Source organism: Nonomuraea sp. NPDC050153, assembly GCF_044460125.1.
Classification (GTDB): Bacteria; Actinomycetota; Actinomycetes; order Streptosporangiales; family Streptosporangiaceae; genus Nonomuraea.
Map to the genome: position 1 here is coordinate 297,095 of NZ_JBITJQ010000004.1, position 12,813 is coordinate 309,907.

10 protein-coding genes are annotated in these 12,813 nt (G+C 70.4%); 5 read left to right on the forward strand and 5 right to left on the reverse strand.

Going from position 1 to position 12,813, the window contains the following annotated elements; all coding sequences use genetic code 11:
- The first annotated feature begins 3 nt into the window (after positions 1 to 3).
- Positions 4 to 1,161, forward strand: coding sequence for an ROK family protein (locus ACIBQ1_RS13425; protein ID WP_397277177.1), 1,158 nt, complete (start codon positions 4 to 6; stop codon positions 1,159 to 1,161).
- Positions 1,162 to 1,174: 13 nt separating this feature from the next.
- On the opposite strand, the gene ACIBQ1_RS13430 is transcribed toward ACIBQ1_RS13425, so the two are convergent.
- Positions 1,175 to 1,906: a helical backbone metal receptor gene (locus ACIBQ1_RS13430; protein WP_397277669.1), complete on the reverse strand. Its 732-nt coding sequence runs from the start codon at positions 1,904 to 1,906 to the stop codon at positions 1,175 to 1,177.
- A 114-nt stretch (positions 1,907 to 2,020) separates the two neighbouring features.
- Between ACIBQ1_RS13430 and ACIBQ1_RS13435 the strand changes: the two genes are divergently transcribed.
- On the forward strand, positions 2,021 to 2,824 hold the full coding sequence (locus tag ACIBQ1_RS13435; protein ID WP_397277178.1) for an SAM-dependent methyltransferase: 804 nt from the start codon (positions 2,021 to 2,023) through the stop codon (positions 2,822 to 2,824).
- A 67-nt stretch (positions 2,825 to 2,891) separates the two neighbouring features.
- Here ACIBQ1_RS13435 and tpx read toward each other — a convergent pair whose 3' ends face one another.
- Both tpx and icmF read right to left on the reverse strand, forming a co-directional pair.
- The gene (tpx, locus tag ACIBQ1_RS13440) at positions 2,892 to 3,392 is read right to left on the reverse strand and encodes a thiol peroxidase (RefSeq protein ID WP_397277180.1); all 501 of its coding nucleotides are present in this window, start codon (positions 3,390 to 3,392) and stop codon (positions 2,892 to 2,894) included.
- Between the two features lie 83 nt (positions 3,393 to 3,475).
- Positions 3,476 to 6,667: a fused isobutyryl-CoA mutase/GTPase IcmF gene (gene icmF, locus ACIBQ1_RS13445; RefSeq protein WP_397277182.1), complete on the reverse strand. Its 3,192-nt coding sequence runs from the start codon at positions 6,665 to 6,667 to the stop codon at positions 3,476 to 3,478.
- Between the two features lie 128 nt (positions 6,668 to 6,795).
- Here icmF and ACIBQ1_RS13450 point away from each other — a divergent pair, with 128 nt between their 5' ends.
- Positions 6,796 to 7,845: a glucose 1-dehydrogenase gene (locus ACIBQ1_RS13450; protein WP_397277183.1), complete on the forward strand. Its 1,050-nt coding sequence runs from the start codon at positions 6,796 to 6,798 to the stop codon at positions 7,843 to 7,845.
- A 90-nt stretch (positions 7,846 to 7,935) separates the two neighbouring features.
- Here ACIBQ1_RS13450 and ACIBQ1_RS13455 read toward each other — a convergent pair whose 3' ends face one another.
- Both ACIBQ1_RS13455 and ACIBQ1_RS13460 read right to left on the reverse strand, forming a co-directional pair.
- Entirely contained in the window at positions 7,936 to 8,877 is a 942-nt protein-coding gene (locus ACIBQ1_RS13455; protein ID WP_397277185.1) for a CHAP domain-containing protein, read from the reverse strand.
- A 181-nt stretch (positions 8,878 to 9,058) separates the two neighbouring features.
- Complete coding sequence (locus ACIBQ1_RS13460; protein ID WP_397277187.1) at positions 9,059 to 9,829, reverse strand: PP2C family protein-serine/threonine phosphatase; 771 nt, start codon at positions 9,827 to 9,829, stop codon at positions 9,059 to 9,061.
- Positions 9,830 to 9,905: 76 nt separating this feature from the next.
- Here ACIBQ1_RS13460 and ACIBQ1_RS13465 point away from each other — a divergent pair, with 76 nt between their 5' ends.
- Both ACIBQ1_RS13465 and ACIBQ1_RS13470 read left to right on the forward strand, forming a co-directional pair.
- Entirely contained in the window at positions 9,906 to 11,783 is a 1,878-nt protein-coding gene (locus ACIBQ1_RS13465; RefSeq protein ID WP_397277189.1) for an N-6 DNA methylase, read from the forward strand.
- A gap of 38 nt (positions 11,784 to 11,821) precedes the next feature.
- Entirely contained in the window at positions 11,822 to 12,712 is an 891-nt protein-coding gene (locus tag ACIBQ1_RS13470; RefSeq protein ID WP_397277191.1) for a serine/threonine-protein kinase, read from the forward strand.
- The last annotated feature ends 101 nt before the right edge of the window (positions 12,713 to 12,813 follow it).

Consider the following 12,813-nt stretch of genomic DNA (forward strand, 5'->3'; position numbering starts at 1 on the left):
ATCATGCTGACGGCAGGGCAGATCCTCCAGCTCATCCGCAATGGCACCTGCCGGACGCGCAAGGAACTGATCGAGTACACCGGTCTGTCCCGGTCGACGATCACCGACCGGGTCGACCGGCTCATCGACTCCGGGTACATCCACGAGTCCGGCGTCGGGGCCTCCGGGGGCGGGCGGCCGCCCTCGGTGCTCGACGTGGACGCCGGCAGGCGCCTGATGCTGGTGGCCGATCTGGGCGCCACCCACGCCGGCGTCGCGCTCACCGACCTGGCCGCCAACCCCCTGGCCGAGGAGCGCGCCGAGATGCGCATCGAGCTCGGTCCCGAGGCGGTCCTGTCGTGGGTGCGGCAGGCGTTCCAGCGGCTGCTCGACCGGGCCGGGCGGCCCGCGAGCGACGTGTGCGGCATCGGGCTGGACCTGCCCGGCTCCGTGGACCACACCACCGGCCGGATGATCAGGTCGTTCCTGATGCCCGGCTGGGACGGCTATCCCGTGGGCGAGGCGATCGGGGAGACCTACGACGTGCCCATCCTGGTCGAGAACGACGCCAACGCGATGGCGCTGGGCGAGTGGTGGTCGTCGTGGCGCGACACGGACTCGCTCATCCTCATCAAGGTGTCGACCGGGATCGGCACCGGGATCGTGCTCGACGGCCAGATCTACCGGGGCGTCGAGGAGGCCGCCGGCAACATCGGGCACGTGCGGCTGAACGAGCACGACAACCGGGTCTGCACGTGCGGCTCCCGCGGCTGCGTGGCCTCGCTGGCCAGCGGCCACGCCCTCGCCACCGACCTGGGCCAGGTCTCCAGCCGTGACGTCGTGCGCCTGGTGCAGGCGGGCGATCCGACGGCCATCGCCGTCACCCAGGAGGCGGGCCGCACGCTGGGGCTCGTGCTGGCCACCGCGGTCAGCCTGCTCAACCCGGGCGTGCTGGTGCTGGCCGGGGACATGGCGGAGACCAGGGAGCACTACCTGACGGGGATCAGGGAGATCGTCTATCAGCGCAGCCTGCCGTACACGACCAGGAACCTGGAGATCGTGCCCACCTCGCTCGAGGACCGGGCCGGGATCGTGGGGATGGCGGTGATCGTCATGGAGCACGTGCTCTCCCCCGCCTCCGTGGACTCCGCCCTGGCCGCCGGACGCGTACGGACGCGGTGAGCCCCGTCCCCGGTCAGCCGAGGGCCTCGCGCAGCAGGGCGGACGCCTCCACGAGCGAGGGGCCGTACCAGGTGAGCAGCCGCCCGCTGACCAGCGCGCAGGTGAGCCCGGGGAAGCACTCGGGGCCGTCCGTCCCCGAGAACGCGTACGGCTCGTCCGGCAGCACCACCAGGTCGGGCCGCCGCTCGACCAGCTCGGGCAGGGGGATCTTCGGGTAGCGCTCCGCGTGGCCGGCGTAGAGGTTGTCCACGCCGAGGCGCCTGAGCACGTCCCCGGTGAACGTGTCGCGCCCCACCACCATCCACGGCCGCCGCCAGATCGGGACGACGGCCGTCCGCCGCGCCCCTTCCGCGGGCGCGCGCCACGCCTCCTCCGCCGCGTCCAGCCACCCGGGACGTCCGGTACGGCACGCCTCCCGGAACATGCGGTCCAGCGACGCGAAAGCCTGATCGAGGGTCTCGATCCTCGTCACCCAGACCGGGATGCCCGACTCGCGCAGAGCTTCGATGTCGGGCGCACGGTTCTCCTCGGCGTTGGCGAGGACCACGTCGGGCGCGAGGCTCCTGATCGTGTCGAGGTCGGGGTTCTTGGTGCCCTTGACCCTGGTCACGTCCAGGTCGGCCGGGTGGGAGCACCAGTCGGTCGCCCCGACCAACGCCTCCGGCACGGTCGCCGCCACCGACTCGGTCAGCGAGGGCACCAGGGACACGATCCGCCGCACGGTCTCGGGAATCTTCACGGGCATGCCGGTGTCGTCCACAACATCAGCCTAGATCGACGGGTATTCGGCAGTGAATGTCGGTATAGATCCGTAGAATCCAGGTCGAAGATCGTTAACTCTTGATCGGGGGAATGACGGTTGGAGCGAGAGTCGCCAGCCTTCGATCCGCACACTCCCAACGTCGCCCGTCTCTACGACTACTTCCTGGGCGGCAAGGACCACTTCCCTGCCGATCGGGCGGCGGCGGAGAAGGTGCTCGGGGCGGCTCCGGAGTTACGGGCGGCCGTCCGGGCGAACCGGGCGTTCCTCGGGCGTGCCGTGCGGTACCTCTCCGAGTCCGGGATCGCGCAGTTCCTCGACATCGGCACGGGGCTGCCCGGCCAGGACAACGTGCACGAGGTGGCCAGGAAGATCACCCCGGGGGCCAGGGTGGTCTACGTCGACCGGGATCCCGTGGTGCTGGTGCACGCCAGGGCGCTGCTGGCCGGGCAGGGCGACACGACGGCGGTCGAGGGCGACCTGCGCAAGCCCGAGGGGATCCTGAGGAATCCGGAGGTGATGGCGGCGATCGACTTCGCCCGCCCGGTCGGCGTGCTGCTGACGGCGACCATGCACTACATCTGCGACGCCGACCACCCTCGTGAGGTCGTGGCGAGCCTGCGCGACGCCATGGCCCCCGGCAGCTACCTGGTCATGTCCCACGGCACCAGCGACGCCCGCGCCGCGGCCGTGGAGACGATCACCGAGGTCTACCGGGGCACCAACGCCCCGCTCACGCTCAGGAGCCGGGAGCGGATCGCGGAGCTCTTCGAGGGGTTCGAGCTGGTCGACCCGGGCCTCGTCTGGCTGCCGGAATGGCGTCCCGACCAGGCCGACATGATCGACTTCGTCGACGGGCCCGAGTCGTCGCTGATCCTGTGCGGCGTGGGCAGGAAGGACTGAAGCCGGGGGTCCACGTCGACGTGGACCCCCGGCTCGCTGCTCGGACTACTTGAGCCCTCCTTGAGCCCTACTTGAGCGCCGTCAGCGCGGCGTCGTAGTCGGGCTCCTGGGCGATCTCCGGCACCAGCTCGGAGTAGACCACCTTGTTGTCACCGTCGAGCACGACCACCGCGCGCGCGGCCAGCCCCGCCAGCGGCCCCGACTCCTGAGCCACGCCGTAGTCGGTCAGGAACTCACGGCCCCGCATGAGCGACAGCGTGGTCACGTTGTCGAGCCCCTCGGCGCCGCAGAAGCGCTTCTGGGCGAAGGGCAGGTCGGCGGAGATGCAGAGCACGGCCACGTCGGGGTGCTCGGCGGCCACCTCGTTGAAGCGCCGCACCGAGGCCGCGCAGACGCCGGTGTCGACGCTCGGGAAGATGTTGAGCACCTTGGTCTTCTGGCCGTACTCCTCCAGCGAATGCTCGGCCAGGTCGCCGCCCACCAGCGCGAACGCGGGCGCGCTGTCGCCGGGCTTCGGGAAGGTGCCGCCAACGGCGATGGGCGAGCCCTTGAAAGTGACGTCGGACATGAAAGCCTCCTGGATAGCGATGTTCCCCGACCCGTGATCCTATCCGCGCCGCTCCCGAGCCCCCTCATCACCCGCGCGCGGGGTCAGACGTTGCGGCGGTACTGGCCACCGGCCTCGAACAACGCCTCCGTGATCTGGCCGAGCGAGCAGACGCGGGCCGCGTCCATCAGCACCTCGAACGCGTTCCCGTCCGACATCGCCACCTCGCGCAACCGGGCGAGTTGCGCCGGGGCCTCGGAGCGGTTGCGCTCGTGGAAGGCGCGCAGCCGGTCGAGCTGCGAGCGCTTCTCGTCCTCGGTGCCCCTGGCCAGCTCCAGCTTGTGCGCCGGTGGCTCGTCCGAGCCGTTGCGGAACGTGTTCACCCCGATGATCGGCAGCGAGCCGTCGTGCTTGCGCATCTCGTACAGCATGGACTCGTCCTGGATCTTGCCGCGCTGGTAGCCGGTCTCCATCGCGCCCAGCACGCCGCCCCGGTCGGACAGCCGTTCGAACTCGGCGAGCACGGCCTCCTCCACGAGGTCCGTCAGCTCCTCGATGATGAACGACCCCTGCAGCGGGTTCTCGTTCCTGGCCAGGCCCCATTCGCGGTTGATGATGAGCTGGATGGCCATGGCCCTGCGCACCGAGTCGGCCGACGGGGTGGTCACGGCCTCGTCGAAGGCGTTGGTGTGCAGGCTGTTGCAGTTGTCGTAGACGGCGATCAGGGCCTGGAGGGTGGTGCGGATGTCGTTGAAGTTCATCTCCTGGGCGTGCAGCGAGCGGCCCGAGGTCTGGATGTGGTACTTCAGCTTCTGCGACCGCTCCCCGGCGCCGTACCGCTCCCTCATGGCCACCGCCCAGATGCGGCGAGCCACGCGCCCGAGCACGCTGTACTCGGGGTCCATGCCGTTGGAGAAGAAGAACGACAGGTTCGGGGCGAAATCGTCGATCTTCATGCCCCTGGCCAGGTACGCCTCCACGTACGTGAAGCCGTTGGCCAGCGTGAAGGCGAGCTGGCTGATCGGGTTGGCCCCGGCCTCGGCGATGTGGTAGCCGGAGATCGAGACCGAGTAGAAGTTGCGCACGCCGTTCCTGATGAACCACTCCTGGATGTCGGCCATCATCCGCAGCGAGAACTCGGTGGAGAAGATGCAGGTGTTCTGGCCCTGGTCCTCCTTGAGGATGTCGGCCTGCACCGTGCCCCTGACCGTGGCCAGCGTGCGGGCGCGCAGCTCGGCGGCCTCCGCGGCCGACGGCGCGCGCCCGTGCTCGGCCTGGAAGCGGTCGAGGGCCTGGTCGACGGCGGTGTTGAGGTAGTAGGCCAGGATCGTGGGCGCGGGGCCGTTGATCGTCATGGACACGGACGTGTTCGGCGCCGCCAGGTCGAACCCGTCGTAGAGCACCTTCATGTCGTCGAGCGTCGCGATCGAGACGCCCGAGGTGCCGACCTTTCCGTAGATGTCGGGCCGCGGGTCCGGGTCGTGGCCGTAGAGCGTCACCGAGTCGAAGGCCGTGGACAGCCTGGTCGCGGGCTGGCCCTCGGACAGCAGCTTGAAGCGCCTGTTGGTGCGGAACGGGTCTCCCTCACCGGCGAACATCCTGGTGGGGTCCTCGTCGTCGCGCTTGAACGGGAACACCCCGGCGGTGAAGGGGAACGACCCGGGCAGGTTCTCACCGCGCAGGAACCTCAGCAGGTCGCCGTGGTCGCTGTAGCGGGGCAGGGCGACGCGCGGGACGCGGTTGCCGGACAGGGTCTCGCGCCACAGCGGGGTGTGAATCTCGCGGTCGCGCACCTTCACCACCAGCTCGTCGGCGGTGTAGCGCTCCTTGACGGCTGGCCAGGCGTCCAGCAGGGCCCGGCTCTCGTCGCTCAGCTCCCGGTCCGCCTGCGCCTCCAGCTCCTCCAGGCGGGAGTCCTCCAGGAGGGAGCGCACGGCGGCCAGTTGCTGGCGGCGGCGGGCGACCTCGGCCTGGGCGAGCGTCTCGGCGTGGTACGCGCGCACGGCCTCGGCGATGTCGGCCAGGTAGCGGACTCGGGCCGGGGGCACGATGGCGGCGGACGCCTGCGAGGTGCGCCCGGACACCTTCGGCAGCAGCCCCGCCCCCGACTCGCTCAGCAGGAGAGGCTTGAGGTGCTGGTAGAGGGCCGTGACCCCGGCGTCGTTGTAGCGGGCCGCGATGGTGCCGAAGACCGGCATCTCCTCCGGCCTGGCGCCGAACGCCTCGCGGTTGCGTACGAGCTGGCGGCGCACGTCGCGCAGGGCGTCCTCCGCGCCGCGCCGCTCGTACTTGTTGATCGCCACGGCCTCGGCGAAGTCCAGCATGTCGATCTTCTCCAGCTGCGAGGCCGCCCCGAACTCGGGCGTCATCACGTAGATCGGCACGTCCACGTGCGGGACGATCCCGGCGTCGCCCTGGCCGATGCCGGGCGTCTCCACGATCACCAGGTCGTAGCCCGCGGCCCGGCAGGCGTTGATCACCTCGTCGAGGCAGGCGGGCACCTCGTTGGCGGCGCCCCTGGTGGCCAGGGAGCGGAAGTAGGTCTGGGGGCTCAGGCTGTTCATCCTGATGCGGTCGCCGAGCAGCGCGCCGCCGCCGCGCCGGCGGGTGGGGTCGATGGCGACGATCGCGATGCGCAGCTTGTCGTCGTTGTCCACGCGGAACCTGCGGACCAGCTCGTCGGTGAGCGAGGACTTGCCGGAGCCGCCCGTACCGGTGATGCCGAGCACGGGGGCGCGCTTCTCCGCCCCGGCGGCTCTCAAGCCCTCGACCAGCTCTTCCGGGGCGCGGCCCGACTCCAGCAGCGTGATCGCGCGGGCCAGCGCCGCGTGGTCGCCCGACACCACGGCCTCGACCGACGGGGAGCCGTCCAGCTCGACGTCGCACTCCTCGACGAGCTTATTGATCATCCCGGGCAGCCCGTACCGCTGGCCGTCCTCGGGCGAGAAGATGCGGGTGACGCCGCGCGAGTGCAGCAGCTCGATCTCCTCGGGGACGATCACTCCCCCGCCGCCGCCGTACACCTTGACGTGCCCGGCTCCGCGCTCGCGCAGCAGCTCCACCAGGTACGTGAAGAACTCCACGTGGCCGCCCTGGTACGAGCTGATCGCCACGCCCTGGACGTCCTCCTGGATGGCGGCCGTGACGATCTCGTCCACGGAGCGGTTGTGCCCGAGGTGGATGACCTCGGCCCCCTGTGACTGGAGGATGCGCCGCATGATGTTGATCGCCGCGTCATGGCCGTCGAACAGGGCCGCGGCGGTCACAAAACGGACTGGGTGTACCGGGACGTGCACGCCTGTTCACTCCTTCGTGAGGCTCTCCCTTCCGAAGATACTAGGACGTCCTATTAAGTGGTACTAGGACGTCCTACTATTTGCCTCCGGCTTCCGGGGTAGGGGCCCGGCCAGGGGGGTGACACCGCATGCGTGCACTGACGTTCGCGCCGGGCAAGAAGGGGACGCTCGCCGTCGAAGAGGTCCCGGATCCCGTGCCGGGCAAGGGCGAGCTGCTGGTCCAGGGGCTGGCGCTGGGGGTCTGCGGGACCGACAGGGAGTTGGTCACGGCCGACTACGGCTGGCCGCCGCCCGGCAGGGAGCGCATGGTCCTCGGGCACGAGTCGCTGGGCCGGGTGCTGGAGGTGCCCGACGGGTCCGCGTTCTCCCCCGGCGACCTGGTGGCCGGGGTGGTACGGCGGCCCGACCCCGTGCCCTGCGGGGCCTGCAAGCGGGGCGAGTTCGACATGTGCCGCAACGGCGAATACACCGAACGGGGCATCAAGCAGCTCGACGGGTACTGCTCGGAGCGCTGGACGGTCGAGGGCGGCTACGCCGTGCGCCTGGACCCGTCGCTGGAGAGCGTCGGCATGCTGGTCGAGCCCGCGTCGGTGGTCGCCAAGGCGTGGGAGCAGATCGAGCGGATCGGGGCGCGGTCCTGGTTCGAGCCCCACACGCTGCTGGTCACGGGGGCCGGGCCCGTGGGGCTGCTGGCGGCGCTGATGGGACGGCAGCGGGGGCTGTCGGTGCACGTGCTCGACCGGTCGACCTCAGGGCTCAAGCCGCGGCTCGTGGAGGATCTGGGCGGGACCTACCATCCGGGGTCGTCGCTGCGGGAGCTCGACGGGGTCAAGCCCGACGTCATCATCGAGTGCACGGGGGCCGGGACGCTCGTCATCGACGCCATGATCGGCACGGCCGCCGCGGGGATCGTCTGCCTGGCCGGGCTCTCTCCCGGGGGGCGCACGCATCGGGTGGACGCGGGGCTCATCAACCGGGACATCGTCCTGGAGAACGACGTGGTCTTCGGCTCCGTGAACGCGAACCTGCGGCACTACAGGGACGCCGCCGATTCGCTGGCCAAGGCCGACGTCGGGTGGCTCGAACGGCTGATCACGCGACGGGTCCCGCTGTCCCACGCCCTGGACGCCTTCGAACGCGCCCACGACGTCAAGGTCGTCATCGACCTCACCACCTGACGCCACCCGCGCCCATCGCCGAGCGACGCCGCCACGGGCGAACAACCGTGAGGGGGACGGCGCGACGCGTGCCCGGGCGCAGCGTGTGGGCTAGCCGGTCTCGTATGGCTTGCGTCTTGTCGAGGTCGGGCGCCCGGAGGTCGCGGCGGCTGAGACGCGCGTCCTGGCGGCGCGGCCGGTCGGTGCCGGGGCGGCGTGTGGCTTGGTCTGCGCGTTCTCCGAGGGCGACGCCTTGGCGCGGGCCGTCACCCGTTCGCGGGCAGGGGCGCCGTCCCGGGAATGGGCCCGATCCCCCACCGGGGGCTTGTCGCGGGCCGAGACGCGGTTGCGAGCAGCGCCCTTCTCGCGCCGAGGCGCCTCCTGAACCTCAGAGGCGTCGCGGGGCGGGGTGGTTGGCGCGTTCCAGGGCCAGGAGAGGCGGCGGTGGGTGCCGCGGCGGCGGCCGGTGATGCGGAGGGAGAGGACGACGGTCATGAGCACCATCGCGGTCAGCAACGCGGGCGGCGTGCCTAAGACGTCCAAAGGCGACCCCTGCCCGGTCTCCACCCGCGGCGCCGGCACGAAGGGCCGCTCGGTCGAGCGGATCTCGCCGAGCTTGTCGGCGTTGGCCTTGACCAGACGCGGGATGCCGTAACCGACGACCTTGTCCGTCTCCCGCGTCTTGCGCTTGAGCCAGATCCGGTCCACGTTCGCCTCGATCGTGTGGATCTTCTTCCCGCTGACCTTCTCCACGATCCCCACGTGGTCGATGCCCTTGTAGCTCTTGCCGCCCTTCCAGTCGAAGAAGACCAGCGCTCCCGGCTCGGGCTTCTGCGTCCACGCCCCCTGTTTCATGAACCAGGCGGCATGGGAGGGCGTCCAGGCGAACTCGCCCACGAATTGGCTGAGCTCGGACTTGTCCGCGGCCCAGGCGATGAACATGTCGCACCAAGGCCCGTTGCGGTACTGGGTGTCTTGGACGCGATCCGCATACCACTGGCCGAACTTGGTGAGCTGGCCGCTCTTCTCCTTGTAGCCGAGTTCCTGCCGCACCGTCTTCAGCAGCTCGTCCGCGATCGGGTCCAGGGCGACTCCTCCCAGAAAACCGATAAATCACGATGGACTGTAGTAGCGCCATCGCGAATGTGCGCGATTCACTCGGAAAGTGTCGTGCTATTAGCCAAAATTTCGGTTTTGTGACTGGTGAGGCAGGTGAGACTGACTACTACTCCTGTCAGGCCCCGGCGCCGACGCGATAAACCGCCACCTCGCCCGCGCCCGGCGCGACCACGTCGGCCACGATCACGGTCACGTTGTCCGGCGAGCCGCCCTCGTTGGCCAGATCGATCAACCGCTGGACGGCCGCGCCCGGGTCTGCCACCGTGGTCAGGACCTCGTGCAGAACCTCGGGACCCAGTACGGTCGTGAGACCGTCGGAGCAGAGGAGGTAACGGTCATCAGGCTCGGCTTCGCGCAGCGCCATGTCAGGCTCGGCCCTGCCCTCGCTGCCCAGCACCCGCAGCACCATCGAACGACGGGGATGCACCGCGGCCTGATCCTCGGTTATCCGCCCTTCGTCCACCATCGACTGCACAAGTGTGTGATCCTTGGTCATCTGGTAGAGAGCGCCGTCGCGAAGCAGATATCCGCGGGAGTCACCGAGATGAGCCAGGGCGAACCGGTAGCCGTCCCACAGCATGGCGGTCACCGTGGTCCCCATCCCCCTGCGCGCGGGGTCGATGTCGGCCAGCTCGACCAGCCTGCGTGCCGCCTCGTGCACGGCGCCCTCCAGGGACGCCTCGAGGTCCGAGCCCGTCTCGGGAAGCGTGGCATCCAGCTCGCGCATGACGGCGATGGCCGCCGAGCTGGCCAGCTCGCCGGCCGCGTGTCCACCCATCCCGTCGGCCACCACGAGCAGCCGGCTACTCGCATAGCCGGAATCCTCGTTCTGCTCCCTGCGGCGGCCCACGTCTGATCCGGCGGCATAGCGGATGTTGTGCTTCATACCCAGCAGTAAATCATTGGTTGAAAGACTTCACAAGCAGATGCGCTGAAGACTCTTGTGAACTACTCTGGGCACCATGAGCCACGACCCGACCGTGAACGCCGGGGACATCGCCCGGCTCGCCGGTGTCGGGCGTGCCGCGGTGAGCAACTGGCGCCGTCGCCACGACGACTTCCCCGATCCCATCGGCGGCACCGCCAATCAGCCGCTCTTCTCGCTACGGCAGGTCGAGTCCTGGCTACGTCGCTATGGGAAGTCCTACCAGGTCTCCCTGGGTGATCGGGTGTGGCAGCGCCTGAAAGCCGCGGGCGATTTGCGCTTGGGCGAGCTGGTCGCCCAGGCAGGAACCCTGCTGACCCGCCACACGAGCGCTTCGGACGCCGCCGCTTCCCGCCCCGCCGAAGCGGATGACACTCCGGGCGTGGCGCGGGCCGACGGCGACGGCGAGCCGGTCGATGACGTGGAGAGCGGGCTGGAGCCGGAGCTGGCGGAGCTCGTCCTGGAGCTGGGCGAGCGACTCGGCGCGCTGACCGCGTACGAGTTCCTCTGCGAGCGCTATCTCGAAGCGCACTCACGGCAGCTCTCCGTGACCCGCGAGGACGTGGCCGGGCTCATGGTCAGGCTGGTGAGGCCGGGCGGCTCGACGATCCTCGACCCGGCCTGCGGAGTCGGCACGCTGCTCCTCGCCCCCACCCACGACCAGCCCGCCCAGGCGGAGCCGGGGGCGACCAGGATGCTCGGGCAGGAGCTCAGCGAGACCTCGGCGGCCATCACCGCCTCCAGGCTCCGGCTGCGCGGCATCGAGGCCGACGTCGTGGCCGGTGACTCGATGCGCGACGACGGGTTCGCCGGGGAGCGGGCCGACGCGGTGGTGTGCGATCCGCCGTTCAACGAGCGGGCCTGGGGCTACGAGGAGCTGACCGGCGACCCGCGCTGGGAGTACGGCCTGCCGCCGCGCGGCGAGCCGGAGCTGGCCTGGGTGCAGCACTGCCTCACCCACGTCAAGCCGCGCGGCCTGGTCGCCATCCTCATGCCGCCGGCCGCCGCCAGCCGCAAGGCGGGCCGCCGCATCCGGGCCAACCTGCTGCGCGCGGGCGCCCTGCGCGCCGTCGTCGCGCTGCCGGGGTCGGACCTCTGGCTGCTGCGCCGGCCGGCGGCGGGCGAGCGGCCGCCGTCGGACGTGCTGATCCTCGACGCCGCGGCCGACCTGGCGAGCGTCGAGCCGGCGTGGGAGGCGTACCTGGAAGAGCGTTCCGACCAGACCGTACGCATCATCGACCTGCTGGCCGACGAGGTCGACATGACCCCGGCCCGCCACCAGCGGCGCGACGACGTCGGCAAGGCGTACGCCGAGGCCCGCGACCGCTTCATGGCCGCCGCCTCGGCGCCGCCCGACCTGAAGGTCCTGGAGCAGCCGCTCGACCAGCCCGCGACCACGCTGGGCGACCTGATCAAGGAAGGTCTGGTGACCACCTCGCAGGCCCCGCCCAAGATGGCCGCGGACGGCGGCGAGGTGCCCGTGCTGACGTCCGACGACGTGCTCAACGGCGCGCCGCCGTCCGGCTCCACCGTCATGCAGCAGGGCCTGATCGCGATCCACCCGGGCGACGTGGTGGCCTCCTACTCCAGCGTGCGCGTGATGGCCGACGGCGGCGCGGTGCTGGGGCCCCACCTGACGCTCTACCGGGTGGACGCGCGCCGGCTCGACCCCGACTTCCTGGCGGGCTTCCTGCGGGCCGCCGGCGGCCGGGCGACCACCGGCTCCAGCAGGTTCGACGTGCGCCGCACCCGGCTGCCGCGACTGTCGCTGGAGGAGCAGAAGGCGTACGGCGACGCCTTCCGGCAGCTGGCCGTGCTCGAAGACGCCATCCGCGAGACCTCGACGCTGGGGCAGGCGCTGATCAGGCTGGGCCTCGACGGCCTGGCCGACGGCCACCTGCACCCGCAGTCTTAACGGTGTACTTTTTCCCGGAAGGCTGCTTGGAGGGGCGAATGGTCATCGGCGACCGCTATGTGCTCGACGACCTCCCTCTTGGGCAAGGCGGCATGGGAGCCGTGTACGCGGGCCATGACCGCCACCTCGACCGCCGGGTCGCGGTGAAGCTGCTCAGGCTCCCCAGCGGGCACGATCATGAGCTGGAGCGCAGGTTCATCCGCGAGGCCCGCATCCTGGCGCGGCTCGAGCATCCCGGCGCGCCCGTGCTCTACGACTTCGGCACGCACGAGCAGCGGCTCTACCAGGTGATGCAGTTCATCGAGGGCGTCACGGTGGCCGACGTGGTCAGCGAGCACGGCCCGCTCCCCGTCTCGTGGGCCGCCATGATCGCGGCCCAGGCGTGTGCGGTGCTGTCGGCGGCCCACGCCCTGTCGATCTGCCACCGCGACCTCAAGCCCACGAACCTGATGCTCTGCCCCGACGGCAGCGTGAAGGTGCTCGACTTCGGGCTGGCCATGCTGCGGGACACCGACGTCACGACGTTCACGAGGATCGGGCAGATCCTGGGGACGCCGGCGTACATGGCTCCCGAGCAGATCCAGCACGGCGTGGCCGAGCCGCGCAGCGACCTCTACTCGCTCGGCTGCGTGCTGCACGAGATGCTGACCGGGCGGCAGCTGTTCACCGGGCCCACCGACTACATGGTCTTCGAGAAGCAGGTCAAGGAGCGCCCGCCGGCCATCCCCGGGCTGCCCCGCGAGCTGGCCGAGCTGCTCTCGCAGCTGCTGGAGAAGCTGCCGGACGACCGGCCCGCCGACGCGAACGAGCTCTACGGCCGGCTCGACCCGTTCGCTGTCGAGCTGCCCGTGCTGCCGGGCTTCCTCACCGAGGCCCCGAGCCCCGGCCGCATGTACGCCCGCATGGCGGGCCGCGCGCTGGATGCGTGAACGCGCTCTCTCGCTAGGCCGGATCGTTATTTAACCACCGTTGACAGCCCGGTGTGAGCGCCGCGACTCTCTTGAGAGAGCGCTCTCTCAACCAACCTCGC